We start from the raw sequence: 21,745 nt of genomic DNA on the forward strand, positions 1-21,745 counted from the left end.
CCCCGCCCCGGCCGCCATTCCGCGTGCCCCGGTCCCGGCCGACGATGCCGCGCGCGAGGAACGGGTCAAGATGACCCGCCTGCGCCAGACCATCGCCCGCCGCCTGAAGGACGCGCAGAACACCGCCGCCATGCTGACCACCTATAACGAGGTGGACATGTCCGGCATCATGGGCCTGCGCAACGAATACAAGGACGCCTTTGAGAAGAAGCACGGCGTCAAGCTGGGCTTCATGTCCTTCTTCGTGAAGGCCTGCTGCCACGCGCTGAAGGAAGTGCCCGAGGTCAACGCCGAAATCGACGGCACCGATGTTGTCTACAAGAACTACGTCCACATGGGCGTGGCTGTCGGCACGCCGTCGGGCCTTGTGGTGCCGGTGGTGCGCGACGCTGACCAGATGGGTTTTGCCGCCATCGAGAAGAAGATCGCCGAACTGGGCGTCCGCGCCCGCGACGGCAAGCTGTCGATGGCCGAAATGCAGGGCGGCAGCTTCACCATCTCGAACGGCGGGGTCTATGGCTCGCTGATGTCCTCGCCGATCCTGAACCCGCCGCAATCGGGCATCCTCGGGATGCACAAGATCCAGGATCGCCCGGTGGTGGTGAACGGCCAGATCGTCATCCGCCCGATGATGTATCTTGCCCTCAGCTACGATCACCGCATCGTTGACGGCAAGGGCGCCGTGACCTTCCTCGTCCGCGTGAAAGAGGCCCTGGAAGACCCGCGCCGCCTGCTGATGGATCTGTAAGATCAAATCCCTCTGTCCCGCCCCGCGACCCGAACCTTCGGTCGCCGGGCGGGACGGCCCCACCGCGCGAGGCACGCCATGACCGCCGCCCCTTCCGCAGCGCGGCGCGGACTGACAGGACGCACAGCCCTTGTCGCCGCCGCCCTTGCCGTCGCCCTGCCCCTTACGGCCGTGGCCTATACAAAGGCCGCCGCCCGCCTTTGGCCCGGCACGCCGCCCGCCATGGCGCCGGCTGACCGGCAGGCCGATCTGGTGCTGGTGGAGAAATCCGCCCGCCGCCTGACGCTGCTGCGCGAGGGTCAGCCGCTGGCCGAATACCGCATCTCGCTGGGCGCAGCCGCCGATGCCGGCCCCAAGGCGCAAGAAGGCGATGAACGCACGCCCGAAGGCCGCTACCGGATCGACTGGCGCAATCCCTCTTCGGTCGCGCATCTCAGCCTGCATATCTCTTACCCCGACGCGGCAGATGCCGCCCGCGCCGAAGCGGCCGGTGCCGCCCCCGGCGGCAACATCATGATCCACGGCCTGCCGAACGGCTGGGGCTTCCTTGGCAACCTGCACCTGCTGGCAGACTGGACCGATGGCTGCATCGGCGTGACCAATGCCGAAATGCAGGCTATCTGGTCACAAGTCCCCGATGGCACCCCGATCGAGATCCGCGCATGACCCCCGACCGTGCCACCACCGCCCCGTCACCTTCTGTTAACCAGTTACTGGAAATCTGATGTCATTCTCCCTCAAGCCGCTCACCCTCAGTCTTGCCCTTGCCGCGCTTGTCATGGGCTGTGTCTCAACAGCCCCCTCCCCTGCGCTTGACGCCAGCGCATCCACCACGACGTTTTCGTTTACCCGCGAAGCGCTGCACCGTGGCGTGAAGCGGGGAGGAAGCGTTGATGTCGAACCTTCCCTCCAGACCCACAAATATCAGGTGGCTTGCCTCAATGGCACCGGAAGCACCACCGCGGCGGCCCGGTTCAAGAAAGCCACCGCGATCATCAACCGCACGCAGCCTCAGGTTTATGAAAGTTTCATGGGCGACTCGCATCAGACGCGGGACATGATCCGCGACGCGAACGCCCAGATCGTCACGCAGGTCGGCTGTCAGGTCGTCGGGCTTGATCGCAGGGTTGTCACGCATGATACGATGCAACTGTTCAGGTGGGCCCACAAACGCAATGTCCTCCCTCAGGCCATCGGGGTGAATTGACAGTTTCGGGCCACCATCGTCATGCTGGTGGCCCACCAGACACCTTCACCGGCAGCGTTCATCGTTCTCAGACAGGCGCTCAGGCAAGTTCACGTCAGAAACATGGGTATCCCCCTCTGCTAAAGGCCCCGAATGACCCCCGAACTCACCGTTCTTGCCCTGTGTGGCCTGCTGCAGATGGCCCAATTCGCGCTGTTCGCCGTTCCGGCGAACCTTGAACTGGGCACGCGCTATACCTCCAGCCCGCGCGACAAGCCGCCCGAACACGGGCTGTCCACCCGCACCGGGCGGTTGCAACGCGCCATGAACAACCATTTCGAGGCGCTGATCCTGTTCACCCTTGCGGTGGTGGTGGTCACGCTGTCGGGCCAGTCCTCGGCGGTGACGCAAACCGCCGCCTGGGTGTTCCTTGCCGCCCGCATCCTTTATGTTCCCGCCTATGCCTATGGCTGGCGGCCGTGGCGTTCGGCTATCTGGGCGGTGGGGTTCTTCGCCACCCTTGTGCTGCTGCTGGCCGCCCTGTTCTGACCTGTCCGTAACCTGCAAAGGCCCGTCCGATGCCCCGCCCCGCGACCCTGTTCTTTCCCGCCCCCGCGTCCGATGCCGCGCAGCGCCTTGCCCGCGCCGCCGCCTTCCGCGCCGCCACCGGCACCGCCTTCGCCAGCGATGCCGCGGCGCTTGGCTTCCTGTCGGGCGTATTCCTGCCCCGCTCGGGCCGCTGGGCCTATGCCGCCACGCCCAAGGCGGCGTCGTCCTCGCTCAAGCGGCTGCTGTTCGAACTGGAATTCGGCCTGCCCCTGCCCGGTGACGTGACCGATCCCGAAGACCCCAACGGCGACGCCCCGGCGACCCGCGTCCTGTCATCGCGCCTGATCTGCCCGCTGTGGGAACTGGACGATCCCGCCGCCGCCCTGTCGGGCGCGCTGCGCATCACCGCGGTGCGCGACCCGGAACTGCGGGCGATCTCGGGGTTCAAGCACATCTGCCGGTCGCATGTGCTGAAGCACGTTCCCTATTACACCGACCGGCTGCACATCTCGGCGCTGACGGGCCTGAACTGGGCCAAGGAAAGCTATCGCCCCTCGGGGTTCGAGAAGTTCCTTGAATTCATCGCCGCCTGCTATGCCGACAACCGCGCCGATCTGGTTGATCCGCACTGGCAGCGCCAGGTTGACAGCATCATGCCGCAGGTGTTCCGCCCCGACCTGATCGCCCATGTCGAAGACCTCAACCCCTTCCTGCATCAGATCGCTGACCGGCTGGGGGCCCCCCTGCCGCAGGATTTCGTCATGCCGCACAGCAACGCCAGCCCCGACCAGACCGGGCGCGAGCTGATCACCCCCCGCGCGGCCGAACTGATCCGCCAGATCTATGCCGCCGATTACGCCGCTTTCGGCTATTCGACCGAGATCGGCCCTTTCCCTGAACCCCCGACCGGGCAGCCCTGAGCGCAAGACGCAAGCAAGACGCCCGGAAGACGCAAAGAAGACATCCGAATCCGAAGGAACCGACCCATGGCAGAGTTTGACGTGATCATCATCGGCGCGGGCCCCGGCGGCTATGTCGCCGCCATCCGCGCCGCCCAACTGGGCCTGAAAACCGCCTGTGTCGAGGCGCGCGAAACCCTGGGCGGCACCTGCCTGAACGTGGGCTGCATCCCGTCGAAGGCGCTGCTGAACGCCACGCATCAGTTGCATGAAGTGCATGAGAACTTTGAAAAGATGGGCCTGATGGGCGCCAAGCCCACGGTCGATTGGGACCGGATGCTGCGCTACAAGGACGATGTGATCGCCGGCAATACAAAGGGCATCGAATTCCTGTTCAAGAAGAACAAGGTAACCTGGCTGAAGGGCTGGGGCTCAATCCCGGCGCCGGGCCAGGTCAAGGTTGGCGACGAGGTTCACACCGCGAAAAACATCGTGATTGCAACGGGTTCCGAAGCCTCGGTCCTGCCCGGCATCACCGTCGATGAAGAGGTGATCGTCACCTCGACCGGCGCGCTGGCCCTGCCGAAGATCCCGAAGTCGATGGTCGTCATCGGTGCCGGCGTGATCGGGCTGGAAATGGGCAGCGTCTATGCCCGGCTTGGCGCCGAGGTGACGGTGGTCGAATATCTGGATGCCATCACCCCCGGCATGGATGCCGAAGTGGCCAAATCCTTCCAGCGCATCCTGCAGAAGCAGGGCCTGAAGTTCGTGCTGGGGGCCGCCGTGCAGGTGGTCGAGAAAACCGCAAAGGGCGCCAAGGTCACCTGGAAGCTGCGCAAGGACGACAGCGCCGGCGAGATCGAGGCCGATGTCGTTCTGGTGGCAACGGGCCGCCGGCCCTATACCGCCGGCCTGGGGCTTGAGGCGCTTGGCGTCGAGATGGGCCCGCGCGGCACCGTCAAGACCGACGACCACTTCCGCACCAACGTTCCCGGCCTTTATGCCATCGGCGACGCCATCGCCGGCCCGATGCTGGCCCACAAGGCCGAGGATGAGGGCATGGCCGTGGCCGAGATCATGGCCGGCAAATACGGCCATGTGAATTACGGCGTGATCCCCGGCGTCGTCTACACCACCCCCGAAGTGGCCACCGTGGGCCTGACCGAAGAACAGCTCAAGGACCAGGGCCGCGCCTACAAGGTGGGCAAGTTCAGCTTCATGGCCAACGCCCGCGCCAAGGCCGTGTTCCAGGGCGAAGGCTTCGTCAAGATGCTGGCCGACAAGGAAACAGACCGCATCCTTGGCTGCCATATCATCGGCCCGGGCGCCGGCGACCTGATCCATGAAATCTGCGTCGCCATGGAATTCGGTGCCGCGGCGCAAGACATTGCGCTGACCTGCCACGCCCACCCGACCTATTCGGAAGCAGTGCGCGAAGCCGCCCTTGCCTGCGGCGACGGCGCGATCCACGCCTGAAAACAGCGAAAGCCCTTGCGGGCTTTCATCTGTCCTCAAATATCCCGGGGGTCCGGGGGCAGCGCCCCCGGCCCTTTGGTTCAGTGCACCGGCTGGATGAAGGTGCCGTTGCGCAATTCGGCAAAGGCCTGCCGCAGTTCGGCCTCGGTGTTCATCACGATCGGCCCGGCCCAGGCCACCGGCTCTTCGATCGGCGCCCCGCTGACCAGCAGGAAGCGCACGCCTTCCGGCCCCGCCGTCACCGTCACCGTATCGCCATCGCCAAAGCGCACCAGCGTGCGGTTGCCCGACAGGTCGCGGATATTGACCTCGCGGCCCGCCACTTCCTTTTCCAGCCGCACGCCTTGCGGCGCCGCCGCATCGGCAAACCGGCCCGCGCCTTCAAAGACATAGGCAAAGGCCCGGCGGCGGGTATCGACGCGGAATTCCTTGCGCTTGCCCGGCGCCACGAAGACATCCAGATACTGCGGATCGGCCGCGATGCCATCGACCGGGCTTTTCACGCCGCGATAATCCCCGATCACCACCCGGAGGCTGCTGCCGTCATCCTCATGCCGTTCGGGCAGTTCCACGCCGGGAATGTCCTGATAGCGCGGGTCGGTCATCTTCAGCGCCTTGGGCAGGTTGCCCCAAAGCTGAAAGCCGTGCATCCGCCCCTGCGCGTCACCCTTGGGCATTTCCTGATGCAAAATCCCCCGGCCCGCCGTCATCAGTTGCAGGCTGCCCGGCCCCAGGATGCCCCGGTTGCCCAGCGAATCACCATGCTCCACCGTGCCGGCCAGAACATAGGTGATGGTCTCGATCCCCCGGTGCGGGTGCCAGGGGAAGCCCGCGCTGTAATCGCGCGGATGATCGCCGCGGAAATCGTCGAACAGCAGGAACGGATCGGCCTCGGTCGGGTCCTGGAACCCGAAGGCACGGTGAAGATGGACGCCGGCGCCCTCGATATGCGGTTGGGCGCGGCGGGTTTCCAGAACGGGACGGAACGACATGGCCGGTCTCCTTGGAAGGGGTTTCGTTGCGGCCAAGATGGGGCGTTTCCGGCGTCTCGCCAATACGCAGGCGCACAAGCCGACTGTGCAGAAATGCAGAGATTGCGCCGCCAGCCCCGCCCCGCCGGTTCCCCTTAACCCGACAGGTGCCGCAACCCCTGAATCACATCGGTCCGCACCGCCAGCCGCAGCCCCGGCTCATCGCCCGCCCGCAACGCGGCCAGGATCATCCGGTGATGGGTGGGCGGGTCACGGCGGTTCAGCCGGGCATAGACGGCGCGCATCGTGGGGCCCAGTTGCAGCCAGACCGTCTCGGTCAGCGCCAGCATCGCCGGGGTTTGCGCCCGCAGGTACAGGGTGCGGTGAAACTCAAGGTTGGTGCGGACATAGGCCACCGCATCCTGCCGCACCGCCGCCTCGGTGTTCTGTGCGTTGATCGCCGCCAGCCGCTCGATCAGGGCGAAATGCGCCCGCGGCAGCGCCCGAGAGGCCATCTCCGGCTCCAGCAGCGCCCGCACGGCCGCCAGTTCCTCGATCCGTTCGGGCGAAAGCTCGGGCGTCGAGATCCGGCCCGACGAAGACAGCGTCAGCGCCCCTTCGGCCACCAGCCGCCGCACCGCTTCGCGCGCCGGCGTCATCGACACGCCGAACTGCCGCGCCAGCCCCCGCAACGTCAGCGACAGGCCGGGTGTCAGCTCGCCGTGCATCACCTGCTGGCGCAGCGTGCGATACAGCCGCTCATGGGCGGCCAGATCGGGCAAGGTGGGGCGGGGCGGCGTAGGCATGACGCAGGGAAGCAAAGCGCCGCGCGGGGGTCAATCCCCGAAGCGCAGCCGGTGCAGATCCTGCCCGTGGCTGCGCAGCCAGGCCCGCTCGCGCTGCCAGCCGGGGAAGATGCGCCCCACCACCGCCCAATAGGCCGGGGAATGGTTCATCTCGACCAGATGCGCCACCTCATGCGCCGCCACATAATCCAGCACCGAAGCCGGCGCGAGAATCAGCCGCCAGGAATACATCAGCCGCCCGTCCGGGCTGCACGATCCCCAGCGGGACCGCGTGTCGCGCAGGGCCAGCCCGGTAAAGCCACGCCCCACCTGCGCGGCATAGCGTGTTGAGGCTGCCGCCAGCCTGTCGCGCGCCAGCGCCTTGAGCCAGGCCCCCGCCCGCACCCCGGCCTGTGCCGGATCACCCGGCACCAGCAGCGCCCCGCCCTCAACCCGCACCGCCCGGCCTGTGGCCGCCTGCACCAGCCGCAGCGGCACCCCTTCCACGGGCACCAGACTGCCAAGCCCTACCCGTTCACCGGCGGCCTCGGGCATGGTGGCCAGCGTCTCGCGCAGCCAGCCTTCCTGCGCGGTCAGGAATCCCATCGCCTCGGAGTCGCGCGCCCGCTGCGGCAGGGTCAGCGTGACCTTGCCATCCAGCCGCGACACCCGCAGCGAAAACCGCCGCGCCTGCGCGGAGCGGCGCAAATGAACCTCGACCGGCGGATTTCCCGGCAAAACCGGCATTCTTTCCCCTTGCAAAACCGTGCCGCAGCGCGCATCTCGCCCGGCATGACAAAGGCTTTGACAGCCGCCCGCAGCTATGGCAAGGGGCGGCTTTCCGATTGCCCGAACCAATGGCCCGAACTGAAGGGACGATACCCATGCCCAAGCAAGAATGGGGCACCAAGCGCATCTGCCCGACGACCGGCAAGCGCTTCTACGACCTGAACCGCACCCCCGTTGTGAGCCCCTACACGGGCGAGGTGGTGGATATCGAATCTGCGCGCCGCAAGATGGCCGCCGCGGTGATCAGCCGGGTCGTGCCCGACAAGGACGACACGCTGGTCGAAGACCTTGAAGCCGATGACGATCTGCTCGGCGCCGCCGTCGCGGATGACACCGAGATCGACGATGATCTGCTGGAAGACGACGCTGACGACAACGTCTCGCTCGACGATCTGGCCGATGTCGCGGCCGATGAGGAAGACGTCTGACAACTTCGCGCGGGGCTGCATTTTTCCCCTTGCAGCCCCCCGCGCCTTCGCCTAGACACCCGGCACCGCGGCGGGATATCCGCGGAACCTCCGGTGGGGCCGTAGCTCAGTTGGGAGAGCGCTTGAATGGCATTCAAGAGGTCAGGGGTTCGATTCCCCTCGGCTCCACCAAATCTCCTCTGGCAAGTGCCAGGAAGATCTTCCATTAATGACAGCAGGTTGTTCACTTAGCTGGGAAACCTGCGTCCGTGAAAGACCCGACGCCGGTAGAGATCGCTCTGCTGGCTTTTGTTTCGCTCACAGAGGGAAGCTGAAGCGGCCCGCGGCACCCTCCAGCTCGCTGCTTTGGCTGTATGACACCGCACAAACAGCCCTAAACGGGCGGTCAGTTCACCAACTTACTCCGTAGTCAATCTCCGTGGCGCAGACGCTCGACCGGCGCTGCAGAAAACTTGGCGGATGCTTCACACCTGGATCACCTCAAGGCATACGCCGCCCGGTGTGAGAGGCCTTTCAAAGCGAACGCGCTGACTGCCAACTGGAATCTTGCAGATCCTCATTGTCAGCTCATCTTCCCGCCAGCGAACTCTCTTGCGGCATGAATGAACGCGCTGAAAGCCGCTGGCGGCGTCTTCCGGCCGGGGTAGTAAAGCGCCAGCGGGACCAGACTGGGGGTCCAGTCCTTCAGAACCCGCACAAGCCGCCCCGTGGCAATGTCCTCACGCACATCCGCCTCCTGAACGTATCCAAGGCCCATACCTTCCCGGGCGGCGATCCGGACAAGGCTTGCCTCGTCAAGGGTGATGGCGCCCTGCACGTCAATGTGGACGGGCACCCCGCCCTTCTCGAACCGCCAGCGCAGCAGGGCGTTGTTGGGAAGGCGTGCGCGAATGCAGCGATAGCGGTACAGGTCGGCCGGGACATTCGGTGCGCCGTGCATACGCAAGAACTCGGGCGAGGCGACGACAGCGTTTTCACGCGGCAGGCCAAGCGACACGGCGATCATGTCGGTGGGCACAAGGTCGAGGGGTCTCAGCCCCAGATCAAACCCGGCCGCCACGATGTCGACCAGCTTCCCTTCCGTGACCAGATCAATCTTCACCTGCGGATAGCGCCGCAGGAACGGAAGGATGAGTGGCGCCATCACCTCGCGGGCGGCGGATGCGAAGGCGTTGATGCGCAATGTGCCGGTCGGCGTTTCCTGAAGCGCCTGCACCGCCAGCATCGCGTCATGGATGTCCGTCATCGCGGGCGTGATCCGCGCGACAAAGGTCTGTCCCGCATCGGTCAGCGAGACGCTTCGCGTCGTGCGGTTGAACAGGCGAACACCCAGCCGCTGCTCCAGCTTGGCGATGGCGTTGCTCAGCGCCGTTGTCGACATGCCAAGTTCAAGCGCGGCGGCCCGGAACGACCCCTGGCGGGCGATGCTGAGAACGGCATCCAGATCGGCGAACAGCGGCCGGGTCATTATCCCTCTTATCGGAATTCCTCGTGCCGATTTATCCCAGTTATCGCGCCATTCGTCCACATCTAGATTGTCCTTCATCAGCCCCCGACACCGGCGCAGCCGATGCGGAACCTGCAGAAACCATGGATGGAGACCAAAATGACAATCACCCTGCCGAAGAGCATCAAAGCCTATTTCGACGCCGACCGAAACGGCAGCCCCGAGGCTGTGGCAGCCGCTTTCACCGACAAGGGCACGGTAAAGGACAAGGGCAAGATCCATCGGGGCCGCGAGGCCATTCGCGATTGGATCGCAGGAGAAGGACAACAATACAGCTACACGGTGACGCCGTTCCTGATCAGCACCGAAGGTGGGAAAACCCAGGTGACTGGCCACGCCGTCGGTGACTTTCCGGGAAGCCCGATCGACCTGCGCTACTTCTTCGTCCTTGCGGGCGACAAGATCGCCGAGCTGGAGATCACTGTATGACATCCCTTCTGGCCCCGGGGGTTCGTCGCGTTCTGATCCGCGATGGCACTTCGGGGGCTGGCGCTGCGACAGTGGCCATCTTCCATGGCCTGGCGCCCGCGTGCTGACCATCGCCGGCGGAATTCTCCGGCACGGGATTCGTCGAAGCAGACGGACCCGCCGCGCGGGGGGCCAGACGGTGGCGGACGCGGCGCATCGGAATCGCGGCGGGTTCGACATTCTCGTAAAGGGGCTCGGCAGATCTTCGGCCCCGCCTTTTATTGCCCGGAAGGGGGAAGGTCTGGCCCGTCCGACCGTACATCCGCCGCAAATCCTCCGAGGACACATGTGGATCGTCGGACAGGAAAAATCCCGCACACATGCAACCGTCTGATTTTCTTTGGAAAAATGGCGGACCCGGAGCGATTCGAACGCCCGACCCTCAGATTCGTAGTCTGATGCTCTATCCAGCTGAGCTACGGGTCCGCAATGCCGGGCGATGTAGCCGTGCTGTCGGCGCAATGCAAGAGACAAAACGCGCGATCATGTATCTGCGTCCATTGTCTCTTTCGGCAGGTGGATCATGAACTCGGTGCCGTCGGCATCGCTGCGCACCAGTTCCAGCCGCCCGCCATGCCCGCGCACCAGTTCGGACGAGATGGCAAGGCCAAGGCCGGTGCCGCCCTTGCGCGCGCCGCCCTGAAAGGCCGAGAACAGGTTTTCCCGCGCCTTCTGCGGCAGGCCCGGCCCGGTATCGCCGACGCGAATCCACCATTCGGCCTCGCCCTCGCCGGCCGAAAGCTCGATCATGCCCGGAACGCCCGTGGCTTCCAGCGCCTGACGGGCGTTGCGGATCAGGTTCGACAGCACGCGATACAACTGTTCGCGGTCGGCACGCAGCGTCAGGCCGGGCGGTACGTCGATCAGGCAGGACACCAGCCCCGCAGGCGCCGCCCCTTCGGTCAGGGCAACCGGCCCGATCATGGGAACCGCCTCGGCCAGCCCCTCGCCCTCGATCATCTCCTCGACCAGCGGCCGCAGGGCAAAGCGCGACAGTTGCGGCGGCGGCTCTTCCGCCTTGCCGAAGGCCAGCGTCGATTCGCACAGCGCCACCGCCCGGCTGATCGAATTCACCAGCTTGGGCGCCGACCGCGCCACCACAGGATCGGCGCTGTCCTCGATCCGGTCGGCAAAAAGCTGGGCCGTGGTCAGGATGTTGCGCAGGTCGTGGCTGATCTTGGCCACCGCGCCCCCAAGCTGGGCCAGCCGTTCCTTCTGCCGCAGCGCCCCGGTCAACTGGGTTTGCAGGCTGGCCAGCGCCTCTTCGGCGACGCGCATCTCCTCCAGCTCGGCCACGGGCGCGATCACCCGCCGCGCGTCTTCCGGGGCTTCGGCATAAAGCTGCATGTGCCGCACCACGCGCCGGATCGGCTGCACGATCAGCTTTTGCGCCGCGATGAACAGCAGCACCGCCGTCACCGCCGAGATCAGGGCCGAAAGATAGAGAATGCGCCCGCCATAGCGCACCATCGCCTTGCGCAGCGGTTCGGTCTGCATGGTGATTTCGATAAGCTGGCCGCCTTCCTGCACCGGGTTGCCGATCACCCGCACGATGCGGTTTTCCCGTTCCACCAGGGTCATCACCGCATCGCGGATCAGCTCCCACGGGCCGGCGGTGCGCAGGTCGTAATTGCCCGACACCGCCCCCGGCACCGGCGACGACAGCACAAGCTGCCGCACATCGTTGCGCCGCAGCACCACGTTGTAAACCTCGGCATTGCGCAGCAGTTCGGCTTCAAGTTCGGGGCTGACCATTTCATCCGCGGCCAGTTGCACCAGCGCGGCGATCTGCGCCTGTTTCAGCCGTTCCAGCATGTAATCGGCCCGGAACCGCGCGATCGAGGGCAGGAAGATCAGCACTTCGGCAAGCATGACGAAGGCCACCGTCAGAAGCAGGAACCGCCCCGACAGCGTTCGGAAGAACTGTCCGCGTGTCCTGACCTGCGACACCCGACTTCCCTTCACCAAATCGTCCGCGGGGGCCGGGGGCCTTGGCCTCCGGGGTGCGCCGGCCTAGGGCAACACCCTTTGCACGAAACGTACCACCGCCTTGAGCACAGGATTATCAAAGAGTTTCGGGGAAAAATAGGCGCTTGCGGCACGTTTCGATGCTTCTGACAGGGTGGGATAGGGAAGAACGGTGCCGGCAAGCGCCGTCAGTTTCAACCGCGCCGCCAAAGCCAGCGCCCAGACCCCGATCAGTTCCCCCGCCGCCGGCCCCACGATCAGCGCCCCGACCGGCCGCCCGCCAACCACCATGACCTTGACGAACCCCGCGCCCTTGGCCCCGGCAACCGCCCGGTCGTTGCCATCAAACCCGGCGCGGACAACGGTCAGCTTCGCCCCGTGGACAGCCCGCGCCTCGGCCTCGGTCAGGCCCACCTGCGCCAGTTCCGGGTCGGTATAGGTGGCGCGGGGGATATGGTCGGTGCGGGCTTTCGCCGGCAACCCCAGCACGGCCTGCCGCACCACGATGCCGGCGTGATAGCCCGCCACATGGGTGAACTGCAGGCCCCCCGCCGCATCGCCCACGGCAAAGACCCTGCGATTGCTGACCGACCGCAGCCGCGCATCGACCTTGACGCCCTTCGCGTCGAATTCGACACCCGCCGCCTCAAGCCCCAGCCCCGCGACCGCCACCTTGCGCCCCACCGCCACCAAGAGGTGTGTCCCGGTCAGCCTTGCCCCGTCGGCCAGCCTCAGCGTGATCGCCCCGGCCTGCCCTTCCACCGCGGCCACGCCCACGCCTTCGCGAATCTCCACCCCCTCGGCGCGCAGGGATGCCAGCACCACCGCCGCCGCCTCGGGGTCTTCGCGGCCCAAGGCCTGCGCCGCCTCGACCACGGTCACCGCGCAGCCCAGCCGGCGATGCGCCTGCGCCATTTCCAGCCCGATCGGCCCGCCGCCGATGATCAGCAGATGGTCGGGCCGGTCGCGCAGGGCAAAGATCGTCTCGTTGGTGTGGAAGGGCACCGTCTCCAGCCCCGGAATCGGTGGCACGAAGGGCCGGCTGCCGGTGGCGATGACGAAGCGCCGCGCCGTGATGCGGGTCGCGCCGGCCTCCACCACCTGCGGGCCGGTAAAGCGGGCCTGCGCCCGGATCACCGTGCAGCCCAACCCTTCGAACCGCGCCTGGCTGTCGTGCGGCTCGATGGCGGCAATCACAGCGGCCACATGGTCCTTCACCGCCGCGAAATCCACCACCGGCGCCACGCCCGCCACGCCGCGAAACCCCTTGCGCTGCGCTTCGGCCGCCGCCGCTGCCGCGATCAGCGCCTTTGACGGCACGCAGCCCGCGTTCAGGCAGTCGCCGCCCATCTCGCCCGCCTCGATCAGCACGACACGCGCGCCCATCTGCACCGCGCCCGCCGCCACCGACAGCCCGCCCGAACCGGCGCCGATCACGCAAAGGTCGGTCTTGATCTGCTGCATCATGCGGCCCCCTTGCGAAACATCTTCAGTACCATCGGCAAGGCCGCCAGCGCCGCCAGGCCCAGAAGCGGCAGCAGGACATGCGGCGCGAAGATCACCCCCAGATCCGGCGTTTCCCCCCGCGCGAACACCTCGGACAGACCGGCACCGATACTGGTGAAGACCAGCGTTGCCGGAAGGATGCCAAGGAAGGTGGTCACCGCAAAGGGCCAAAGCCGGGTGCCGGTAAAGGCCGGAATCAGGTTGGCCAGAAAGAACGGCACTGCCGGAACCAGACGCATCAGGAACAGCACCGACCATTCGTTTTCGCGCAGGGCCGCCATCAGCCGCGCCCCCGCGCCGCCCTGCGCCGCAACCCGCTGCGCCACGCCCGCGCCCAGGCCGGCACGGGCGGCCAGAAAGATCAGCACCGCGCCGATGCTGGCCCCGGCCACGTTGAACAGCACCCCCGGAAAGGTGCCGAACAGGAAGCCGCCGGTCAGCGTTGCCACGGTCGCGCCGGGCAGGGAAAAGGCGACGATGGCCACATAGGCCGCCACGAAGGCCGCCACCGCCTGCCCGTAATGCGCATCGCGGAACGCCAGCAGCGCGGCGCGATTCTCGGCCAGCGCGGCAAAACTCAGCCGGTCGCGCAGCAGCACCGCCCCCGCCACCGCGGCAAGAACGATCAGCAACAGCGGCAGACGTTTCCAGAAGGCGGGCATCGCGGTATCCTTGGCACCGGGTCTGACAGGCATAGCCCAGTTACGGCGGGCGCACATCCGCGGATGCGCCCTGCCCGCCGATTTCACGCCGCCTTGATCCCCAGGGCGGCCCCCAGCGGGCCACGGCGCGGAATTCTTGCAGGAAATCCGCGTCGCACAGGTTGACAGCCGCCGCCGTCGCCCGTAGTGAGCGGGCTTCAAGTTCCATGCCCTCGAATCCCTTCGGTTCGGGCACCCGATCTGACGGAGAGCCGCAATGAAGCGTACCTACCAACCCTCGACTCTGGTTCGCAAGCGCCGGCACGGCTTCCGTGCGCGCATGGCCACCAAGGGCGGTCGCCTTGTCCTGGCCGCGCGCCGCGCCAAGGGCCGCAAGGTTCTGTCGGCCTAAGGCCCCCAGCCGCGCCACCCGCGCGGAAGGATGAAGACATGACGCCGCCGGAGGCACAGGGCACAAGGCAACCCGCCGAAGCGCCCCCCGCGCCTCCGGCGGTTTCCGTTTGCGTGATGAAGACCCGGCCCGAATTCCTGAAGGCCGCATCCGCCCGCCGGCAGGGGGCGGGATCGTTCCTGTTGCAGGCCCGTGACCGGCGCGACGGCACGGACAAGGTGCAGATCGGGTTCACCGCCTCGAAAAAGATCGGCAATGCCGTGGCCCGCAACCGTGCCAAGCGCCGCCTGCGCGAAGTGGCCCGGGCCGTGCTGCCGCGTCTGGCGCAGCCCGGCTGGGATTATGTGCTGGTCGCCCGGCCCGATGCCACCATCGCCCGGCCCTTCGCCGCCCTGCTGGCCGATCTGGAAGCCGCCCTGACCGCCGTTCACGCCCCACGGGGGCCCCGGCCATGACACCGCTTGCCTTTGCCCTGTCCCTGCCCGTTCGCGCCTACCGGCTGGTGCTGTCGCCCTGGGTCGGGCACGGTTGCCGCTATCAGCCCACCTGCAGCGCCTATTCGCTTGAGGCGCTGGCTCGGCATGGCGGGCTGAAAGGCGGCTGGCTGACGGTGCACCGGATCTGCCGCTGCCACCCCTGGGGCGGCCATGGCTATGACCCGGTGCCCGGCACGGACCCCGATTTCGACCAGACCCGCAACCGCCCCGCCGATTGACTCTGACCCCACCCCGCCGCATAGGCCGCACATGATTTCGGGAACCACCCTTGCCCAGGTTGCTGCCGGGGGCGCCATCGGCGCCTCGGCGCGCTATGTCGTGAATGTCACGTCGGGCCGCCTGCTGGGCACCGGCTTTCCCTATGCCACGCTGATCATCAACGTGGCCGGGTCTTTCCTGATGGGGCTGCTGGTGGTGCTTCTGGCCGAAAAGTCCGGCAACCGGCTGGCGCCCTTCCTGATGACCGGCGTGCTGGGCGGCTTTACCACGTTTTCGGCCTTCTCGCTGGATACGATCACGCTTTACGAACGTGGCCAGACCGGCCTTGCGCTGGTTTATGTGGCAGGCTCGGTCCTGCTGTCCCTTGCCGCCATTGCGCTGGCACTTCACCTGTTCCGGGGGGTCTTTGCATGACCGGCGTCCAGCTTCTGACCGTAACCGAGGATGAGGGCGAACAGCGCCTTGACCGCTGGCTGAAACGCCGCTTTCCGCAACTGACGCAAGGCGCGGTGGAAAAGCTGTGCCGCACCGGGCAGTTGCGGCTGGATGGCGCCCGCGTGAAACCCGCCGACCGCGTGGCCCCGGGCCAGACCGTGCGCGTCCCGCCCATTCCCGACACGCCCGCCCCGGCGCCCGCCGAACGGTCGCGCTTCAGCCCGGCCGACGTGAAGATGATTCAATCGGCCGTGCTGTGGATGGACCAGCACATGATCGTGCTGAACAAGCCGCCGGGCCTGCCGTCGCAAGGTGGCAGCGGCCAGGGCGACCGCCATGTCGATGGCCTGACCGAGGCGCTGACCTTCGGCTACAAGGAACGCCCCAAGCTGGTGCACCGGCTGGACAAGGATACCTCGGGCATCCTGCTGCTGGCCCGCACCGACCGCGTGGCCCGCGCCCTGTCGGAAAGCCTGCGCCACCGCGCCGCGCGGAAAATCTACTGGGCGGTCGTCGCCGGCGTGCCGAACCCCAAGAAGGGGTCGATCAAGTTCTACCTTGAAAAGGCGCCGGGTCGCGGCAAGGGCGGCGAAGGCGAAAAGATGATCTGCATCCACCCCGCCAAGGCCAAGGACCACCCCGAGGCCAAGCGCGCCCAGACCGATTTCTTCACCCTCTGGTTCCTGGGTAACCGCCTGTCCTGGATGGCGCTGGAGCCGGTCACCGGCCGCACCCACCAGTTGCGCGCCCATATGGCCGAGATCGGCCATCCGATCATCGGCGACGGCAAGTATGGCGGATCGCAGGCGGAAAATCAGGGCGAAGGCTGGGGCGCCGCCATCGGCGGGGATGTGTCGCGCAAGATGCACCTGCACGCGCGCTCGATCAGCATCGAACATCCGGTGACCAAGGAAATGATGACCTTCACCGCGCCCCTGCCCGAACACATGGCCCGCACCTGGAAGGCGCTGGACTGGAAGGAAGACGATGTTCCCGCCGACCCGTTCGAGGTTTTCGGCTGACGACAGGGGGCGCATTGGCATGAGCGGCTGGACACTGAAACGCTTCTGGACCAGGGCCACGGCCGAACCGGCGGAAGGCGGCTTTGCCGTTCTGCTGGACGGACGGCGCGTAAAGACGCCCGCCAAGGCGCCGCTGATCGTTCCGACGCAGGCCCTGGCCAAGGCCATCGCGGCCGAGTGGGATGCGCAGACCGGCGAGGTGCGGCCCGACACCATGCCGCTGACCCGCACCGCCAATTCCGCCATCGACAAGCTGTCCGTCCAGCAGGCGGAAGTGGTGGATCTGCTGGCCGAATATGGCGGCACCGATCTGCTGTGCTATCGCGCCGAGGCGCCGCAGGCCCTGGCCGCGCGGCAGGCAGCTGGCTGGGATCCGCTGCTGGACTGGGCCGCCACCGCCCTGTCAGCACCGCTTGCGGTGGGCGGCGGTATCATTCCCGTGCCGCAACCCGCGGCCAGTCTGGCGGCGCTCAGATCGCAGGTCGCCGCACTGTCGACTTTCCGCCTTGCCGCCTTTCACGATCTTGTCGCGATCCCCGGATCGCTGGTTCTGGCGCTGGCGCTGATCAACCGCCGCGTGACCGCCGAAGAGGCCTGGTCGCTTTGCCGGATAGACGAGGATTGGCAGGCCGAGCTTTGGGGAACCGATGAAGAAGCCGCCGAGACCGCAGCGCTGCGGCAGGCCGCATTCTTCGATGCGCACCGATTCTACGAATTGTGCCGGTAACAATTTGGTCCTGTCCTTCGGGAACCGCCCCCGAACAGTGCAAAAAACCCAAGCAATGCCCGCTTGATAGGCGATTTTTCCGAAGCCTGTGATGAACTCTTGACCATCCAAAGCGCTTTCGCGGAAACTGCACGGACTGGGAGGGCAACCTCCGACAGCATCCGCCCCTGCGCGCCCGCAGGGCACAAACAAACGTAGCCCGAAAAGGGCAAAACTCAGGAAGAGGTAAATATGAACAAATCGGCACTCCTCGGCGCGCTCGCGGCATCCACCCTGATCGCAGGGTTTGCCTCGGCCGGCACGCTGGATGATGTCAAGGCGCGTGGCGAGCTGATCTGCGGCTCGAACACCGGCCTGACGGGCTTCGGTATGCCCGATGCGAATGGCACCTGGGTCGGCTTCGACGTTGCCCTCTGCCGTGCCGTCGCCGCCGCCGTTCTGGGCGACCCGACCAAGGTCAAGTTCGTTCCCACCACCGGCGAAACCCGCTTCACCGCGCTGGCTTCGGGCGAAGTTGACGTTCTGGTCCGCAACTCGACCTGGACCTACTCGCGCGACGTTGACCTGAAGCTCGATTTCGTTGCCGTGAACTACTATGACGGCCAGGGCTTCATGGTGAAGAAAGACCTGGGCGTGTCCTCGGCCAAGGAACTGGACGGCGCCACCGTCTGCATCCAGACCGGCACCACGACTGAGCTGAACCTGGCGGACTTCTTCAAGTTCAACAACATCAGCTACACCCCGGTTACCGTGCAGGATGACAGCGAAGCGCAGCGCCAGTATCTGGCCGGCGCCTGCGACACCTACACCACCGATGCTTCGGGCCTGGCCGCCGCGCGTGCCACCATGGCTGACCCGGAAAACCACATCATCCTTCCGGAAATCATCTCGAAGGAACCCCTCGGCCCGGTCGTCCGTCATGGCGACAGCCAGTGGGGCGACGTGGTTCGCTGGACCTTCTATTCCCTGCTGATCGCGGAAGAAAAGGGCATCACCAAGGCCAACATCGAAGAGGTCGCCGCATCGTCGACCGACCCGGAAGTGCGCCGCCTGCTGGGCCTGGAAGGTGACATGGGCAAGATGCTTGGCCTCGACAACGGCGCCTTCAAGGCGGCGATCATGGCCGGCGGCAACTATGGCGAAATCTTCGAAGCCAACATCGGCTCAGCCACCCCGATCGGCCTGGCCCGTGGCCTGAACGCGCTGTGGACCCAGGGCGGCCTGCAGTACGCTCCGCCCTTCCGCTGAGCATGAGTTCCAGGGCGCACCCCAAACGGGTGCGCCCTTCTTCGTTTCAAGAATGATCCGATCCGCGCGCAATCACGCGACATAACCGGCAAAAAGCCGGAAGCCGGACGGACACAGGGGAAAAGCACACATGGCACTTGCCTCCGAGGCACCCAAGGAAGGCTTCCGCCTTTCAATGCTCATCTACGACACCCGGTTTCGGTCGATCACCATTCAGGTGGTCGTGCTGATCCTGTTCCTGCTGATGGTGGGATGGTTGCTGGACAACACGATCCAGAACCTTGCCGCCAAGGGCAAGGACATCAACTTCGGCTTCCTCTGGGTTCGTGCCGGGTATGACATCGAACAACAGTTGATCCCCTATACCAATGACAGCACCCACGGGCGCGCGGTCATCATCGGGTTGCTGAACACCCTGCTCGTGGCCTTCATCGGCTGCGTTCTGGCCACCGTGATCGGCATCTTCGTCGGGGTTCTCCGGCTGTCGCACAACTGGCTGATCAGCCGCCTGATGACGGTGTATGTCGAAGCCTTCCGCAACGTGCCCCTGCTGCTGTGGATCATCCTGGTCTTCGTCGTCACCTCGGAAACCCAGCCCGCGCCCAATGATTTCAAGGTGACGCAGGCCATGGTGGACAGTTGGCAGACCGAGGACACCTCGGATGACATCTACCCCGCCGCGCAAAAGATGCTGTTCGGCACGGTCGCCCTGACCAACCGCGGGTCTTATGTCGCCACGCCAATGCTGGATCGCCCGCTTGGCGGCACCCAGATCGGCAGCGTGCCGATCAATTACTCGGTTCTGGCGACGCTGGCGGTGATCATCGGCTCGGTGCTGGCCAACAGGGCCTTGCTGCGCCGCGCCAAGGCCATTCAGGAAGACACCGGCGACCGCCCAACCACCTGGTGGCAATCGTTGCTGATCCTGTTCGCGCCCACCATCCTGCTGCTGGTGGCCATGGGCTTCCACCTGCAACTGCCGGCCTTTGCCGCCGATGAGAACGGCGTGTCCAAGGGCTTCAACTTCCAGGGCGGCATCCTGGTGCAGCACAGCTTTACCGCGCTGACGCTGGCCCTTGCCCTGTATACCGGCGCCTTCATCGCCGAAATCGTCCGCGCCGGGATCATGGCCATCAGCCGGGGCCAATCCGAGGCCGCCTTTGCCCTGGGCCTGCGCCCGGGCCGCACGATGAACCTGATCATCCTGCCGCAGGCGCTGCGGGTGATCATCCCGCCGCTGATCAGCCAGTATCTGAACCTGACCAAGAACACCTCTCTGGGCATCGCGGTCAGCTATCTTGACCTGCGCGGCACCCTGGGCGGCATCACGCTGAACCAGACCGGGCGAGAGCTGGAGTGCATGTTGCTGATGATGCTCATCTACCTGACGATCAGCCTGCTGATCTCGGCGCTGATGAACGTCTACAACAATGCCGTGAAGCTGAAGGAGCGCTGAGATGTCCGATAGCTTCATCCGAACCGAAATGCTGCCGCCGCAGGAACCGCCGCTGCGCGAATCCGGCGTGGTGAAATGGCTGCGCGAGAACCTGTTCTCGGGTCCGTTGAACACCGTCCTTACCCTGCTGGGCCTTTATGTCGTCGTCTCGCTGGTCTGGATGGCCTTTCCGTGGTGGTGGCATGGCGTCTGGAACGCCACCAGCCTGTCCGAATGCCGGGCGATCGTCGCCTCGGAAGGGGCCACCGACGGCGCCTGCTGGGCGGTGATCAAGGCCCGCTGGCACCAGTATATCTTCGGCTTCTACCCGCAAGACCTGTACTGGCGCCCGGTGCTGGCCTGCGGCCTGCTGTTCGTGGCCCTGTCGCCGGTTCTTTACTGGAACGACCGCAAGGCCGCGATCATGACCGGCATCACCGGCGTGCTGGCCGCGCTGGCGATGCTGGCGCTGTCCACCCCGATCCTGGTGGAAATCGTGACCATCGTCCTGATGGCCGCCCTGTTCGCCGTGGCCTGGTTCCGGCCCAAGCTGCTGATCTGGGTCACGCTGGCCTATCCCTTCGCCGCCCTGTTCCTGCTGTGGGGGGGCCAGGTCTGGACCTACCTCTCGGCCATCCTGGCGGTTGTGGTGGGCATCGGCTTCGGCCTGCTCTACGGCAAGCTGCGCAGCGCCGGCCCGAACACCCTTTATGCCGCCATCGTGGCCATCGGCGGGGCCATCGTGGCCGCAACGCTGATCGGCTATATCGACACGATCAGCACCGGCTTCCTGAAAACCCTGTCCTCGGCCAACAGCTTCTATCCCGGGCTGGGCGAAAACGCGGGCCTGCTGGGCAAGTCGCTTGGTGCGCTGGTGTCCGCCGTGATCTGGGTGGTCGCGATGCTGGTCTGGGCCCTCATCGCCGTGATGCGTGTGGTCAGCGGGGTGCTGGACCTGAACCTTTCGATGGTCGCCGACTTCCCCTTCGCCTCGCTCCTTAGTCTGGGCGGGATTCTGGCCGCCATCGGGATCTTCAACGCCGCCCGCAGCCGCGCGGCCGGGATCGGCATCCTTGGCGGGCTGCTGGCCATCGGGGCCTATGGGATGTTCGTCCATCCCTGGCTGGTGAAAACCATGACCGGCATCGCCCCGGTCGGCCTGGCCTCGGTCAACTCTGACCAGTTCGGCGGCTTTCTTCTGGCCATCGTGATCGGGGTCACCGCCATCACCGCCTCGCTGCCGCTGGGCATCCTGCTGGCGCTTGGCCGCCGGTCGGACATGTTCCTGGTGAAACGGCTCTCGGTCGGCTTCATCGAGTTCATCCGCGGCGTGCCGCTGATCACCCTGCTGTTCACCGCCTCGCTGCTGCTGGCCTACTTCCTGCCGCCGGGCACCAACTTCGACCTGATCCTGCGCGTGATCATCCTCGCCTCGCTGTTCTCGGCCGCCTATCTGGCCGAGGTCATCCGCGGCGGTCTGGCCGCCCTGCCCCGCGGCCAGTACGAGGCTGCCGATGCGCTGGGGCTGGATTACTGGCAGGCGCAGCGGCTGATCATCATGCCGCAGGCCCTGAAGATCTCGATCCCGGGGATCGTGTCCACCTTCATCGGCCTGTTCAAGGACACCACGCTGGTCTCCTTCATCGGCCTGCTGGACCCGCTGCGCGGCGTCACCCAGTCCGTCCGGGCCGACATCAACTGGAAGGGCATCTACTGGGAGCCCTACATCTTTGTCGGCGTCATCTTCTTCCTCATCTGCTTCGGCATGTCGCGCTACTCGATGTATCTCGAGCGCAAGCTGAAGACCGACCACCGTTAATGGAGAGTGC

General features: G+C 66.0%; 24 protein-coding genes and 2 tRNA genes. 18 read left to right on the forward strand and 8 right to left on the reverse strand.

Annotation, left to right across the window (positions count from 1 at the left end):
* The 6 genes from odhB to lpdA all read left to right on the forward strand — a co-directional run.
* Window positions 1-748, forward strand: a 748-nt coding sequence (gene odhB / locus C5F44_RS12510; protein WP_146161947.1) for a 2-oxoglutarate dehydrogenase complex dihydrolipoyllysine-residue succinyltransferase, incomplete at its 5' end; no start/stop codon positions are given.
* 78 nt (window positions 749-826) lie between these two features.
* Window positions 827-1,414: a L,D-transpeptidase family protein gene (locus C5F44_RS12515; protein ID WP_107673881.1), complete on the forward strand. Its 588-nt coding sequence runs from the start codon at window positions 827-829 to the stop codon at window positions 1,412-1,414.
* A gap of 58 nt (window positions 1,415-1,472) precedes the next feature.
* Window positions 1,473-1,955 carry a hypothetical protein gene (locus tag C5F44_RS12520; protein ID WP_107673882.1) on the forward strand — a complete coding sequence of 161 codons (483 nt, stop codon included), beginning with the start codon at window positions 1,473-1,475 and terminating at the stop codon, window positions 1,953-1,955.
* Window positions 1,956-2,087: 132 nt separating this feature from the next.
* On the forward strand, window positions 2,088-2,483 hold the full coding sequence (locus tag C5F44_RS12525; protein ID WP_107673883.1) for an MAPEG family protein: 396 nt from the start codon (window positions 2,088-2,090) through the stop codon (window positions 2,481-2,483).
* Window positions 2,484-2,512: 29 nt separating this feature from the next.
* Window positions 2,513-3,403, forward strand: coding sequence for a sulfotransferase family 2 domain-containing protein (locus tag C5F44_RS12530; RefSeq protein ID WP_107673884.1), 891 nt, complete (start codon window positions 2,513-2,515; stop codon window positions 3,401-3,403).
* A gap of 66 nt (window positions 3,404-3,469) precedes the next feature.
* Window positions 3,470-4,858: a dihydrolipoyl dehydrogenase gene (lpdA, locus tag C5F44_RS12535; RefSeq protein WP_107673885.1), complete on the forward strand. Its 1,389-nt coding sequence runs from the start codon at window positions 3,470-3,472 to the stop codon at window positions 4,856-4,858.
* An 80-nt stretch (window positions 4,859-4,938) separates the two neighbouring features.
* Here the strand turns inward: lpdA and C5F44_RS12540 are convergent, their stop codons facing one another.
* The 3 genes from C5F44_RS12540 to C5F44_RS12550 form a co-directional block, all read right to left on the reverse strand.
* Window positions 4,939-5,850 (reverse strand): pirin family protein, encoded by a 912-nt coding sequence (locus tag C5F44_RS12540; protein ID WP_107673886.1) that lies wholly within the window; start codon window positions 5,848-5,850, stop codon window positions 4,939-4,941.
* A 134-nt stretch (window positions 5,851-5,984) separates the two neighbouring features.
* Window positions 5,985-6,635, reverse strand: a complete 651-nt coding sequence (locus tag C5F44_RS12545; RefSeq protein WP_107673887.1) for a GntR family transcriptional regulator — start codon at window positions 6,633-6,635, stop codon at window positions 5,985-5,987.
* Window positions 6,636-6,665: 30 nt separating this feature from the next.
* Entirely contained in the window at window positions 6,666-7,361 is a 696-nt protein-coding gene (locus C5F44_RS12550; protein WP_107673888.1) for a M48 family metallopeptidase, read from the reverse strand.
* A gap of 137 nt (window positions 7,362-7,498) precedes the next feature.
* Here C5F44_RS12550 and C5F44_RS12555 point away from each other — a divergent pair, with 137 nt between their 5' ends.
* Window positions 7,499-7,831: a TIGR02300 family protein gene (locus C5F44_RS12555; RefSeq protein WP_107673889.1), complete on the forward strand. Its 333-nt coding sequence runs from the start codon at window positions 7,499-7,501 to the stop codon at window positions 7,829-7,831.
* 95 nt (window positions 7,832-7,926) lie between these two features.
* Window positions 7,927-8,002 (forward strand) — tRNA-Ala (locus C5F44_RS12560).
* A 391-nt stretch (window positions 8,003-8,393) separates the two neighbouring features.
* Here C5F44_RS12560 and C5F44_RS12565 read toward each other — a convergent pair.
* Entirely contained in the window at window positions 8,394-9,299 is a 906-nt protein-coding gene (locus C5F44_RS12565; protein ID WP_107673890.1) for a LysR substrate-binding domain-containing protein, read from the reverse strand.
* 138 nt (window positions 9,300-9,437) lie between these two features.
* Between C5F44_RS12565 and C5F44_RS12570 the strand changes: the two genes are divergently transcribed.
* Window positions 9,438-9,767 (forward strand): nuclear transport factor 2 family protein, encoded by a 330-nt coding sequence (locus C5F44_RS12570; RefSeq protein WP_107673985.1) that lies wholly within the window; start codon window positions 9,438-9,440, stop codon window positions 9,765-9,767.
* Between the two features lie 388 nt (window positions 9,768-10,155).
* Here the strand turns inward: C5F44_RS12570 and C5F44_RS12575 are convergent.
* The 4 genes from C5F44_RS12575 to C5F44_RS12590 all read right to left on the reverse strand — a co-directional run bounded on the left by C5F44_RS12575 (window position 10,156) and on the right by C5F44_RS12590 (window position 13,942).
* Window positions 10,156-10,232 (reverse strand) — tRNA-Arg (locus tag C5F44_RS12575).
* Window positions 10,233-10,289: 57 nt separating this feature from the next.
* The gene (locus C5F44_RS12580; RefSeq protein WP_107673986.1) at window positions 10,290-11,678 is read right to left on the reverse strand and encodes a sensor histidine kinase; all 1,389 of its coding nucleotides are present in this window, start codon (window positions 11,676-11,678) and stop codon (window positions 10,290-10,292) included.
* A 141-nt stretch (window positions 11,679-11,819) separates the two neighbouring features.
* Entirely contained in the window at window positions 11,820-13,238 is a 1,419-nt protein-coding gene (locus tag C5F44_RS12585) for a dihydrolipoyl dehydrogenase family protein (protein WP_107673987.1), read from the reverse strand.
* A complete protein-coding gene (locus C5F44_RS12590) occupies window positions 13,238-13,942 on the reverse strand; it encodes a TVP38/TMEM64 family protein (protein WP_235822627.1) in 705 nt (234 codons plus the stop codon). Before C5F44_RS12590 ends, C5F44_RS12585 begins: the two co-directional genes overlap by 1 nt.
* A gap of 256 nt (window positions 13,943-14,198) precedes the next feature.
* Between C5F44_RS12590 and rpmH the strand changes: the two genes are divergently transcribed.
* From rpmH to C5F44_RS18335, 9 genes are all read left to right on the forward strand, one after another.
* Window positions 14,199-14,333, forward strand: a complete 135-nt coding sequence (gene rpmH / locus C5F44_RS12600) for a 50S ribosomal protein L34 (RefSeq protein ID WP_107673893.1) — start codon at window positions 14,199-14,201, stop codon at window positions 14,331-14,333.
* Window positions 14,334-14,371: 38 nt separating this feature from the next.
* On the forward strand, window positions 14,372-14,788 hold the full coding sequence (gene rnpA / locus C5F44_RS12605; RefSeq protein ID WP_107673894.1) for a ribonuclease P protein component: 417 nt from the start codon (window positions 14,372-14,374) through the stop codon (window positions 14,786-14,788).
* Entirely contained in the window at window positions 14,785-15,048 is a 264-nt protein-coding gene (gene yidD / locus C5F44_RS12610; protein WP_107673895.1) for a membrane protein insertion efficiency factor YidD, read from the forward strand. Before rnpA ends, yidD begins: the two co-directional genes overlap by 4 nt.
* 31 nt (window positions 15,049-15,079) lie before the next feature.
* On the forward strand, window positions 15,080-15,463 hold the full coding sequence (gene crcB, locus C5F44_RS12615) for a fluoride efflux transporter CrcB (protein WP_107673896.1): 384 nt from the start codon (window positions 15,080-15,082) through the stop codon (window positions 15,461-15,463).
* Window positions 15,460-16,506: an RluA family pseudouridine synthase gene (locus C5F44_RS12620; protein WP_107673897.1), complete on the forward strand. Its 1,047-nt coding sequence runs from the start codon at window positions 15,460-15,462 to the stop codon at window positions 16,504-16,506. Before crcB ends, C5F44_RS12620 begins: the two co-directional genes overlap by 4 nt.
* Window positions 16,507-16,525: 19 nt before the next feature.
* Complete coding sequence (locus C5F44_RS12625; RefSeq protein WP_107673898.1) at window positions 16,526-17,233, forward strand: ATP12 family chaperone protein; 708 nt, start codon at window positions 16,526-16,528, stop codon at window positions 17,231-17,233.
* A 231-nt stretch (window positions 17,234-17,464) separates the two neighbouring features.
* Window positions 17,465-18,481: an amino acid ABC transporter substrate-binding protein gene (locus C5F44_RS12630; RefSeq protein WP_107673899.1), complete on the forward strand. Its 1,017-nt coding sequence runs from the start codon at window positions 17,465-17,467 to the stop codon at window positions 18,479-18,481.
* 130 nt (window positions 18,482-18,611) lie between these two features.
* The gene (locus C5F44_RS12635) at window positions 18,612-19,937 is read left to right on the forward strand and encodes an amino acid ABC transporter permease (RefSeq protein ID WP_107673900.1); all 1,326 of its coding nucleotides are present in this window, start codon (window positions 18,612-18,614) and stop codon (window positions 19,935-19,937) included.
* A 1-nt stretch (window position 19,938) separates the two neighbouring features.
* Window positions 19,939-21,735: an amino acid ABC transporter permease gene (locus tag C5F44_RS18335; protein WP_412917547.1), complete on the forward strand. Its 1,797-nt coding sequence runs from the start codon at window positions 19,939-19,941 to the stop codon at window positions 21,733-21,735.
* The last annotated feature ends 10 nt before the right edge of the window (window positions 21,736-21,745 follow it).

It is taken from the genome of Fuscovulum blasticum DSM 2131 (assembly GCF_003034965.1).
GTDB lineage: Bacteria > Pseudomonadota > Alphaproteobacteria > Rhodobacterales > Rhodobacteraceae > Pseudogemmobacter > Pseudogemmobacter blasticus.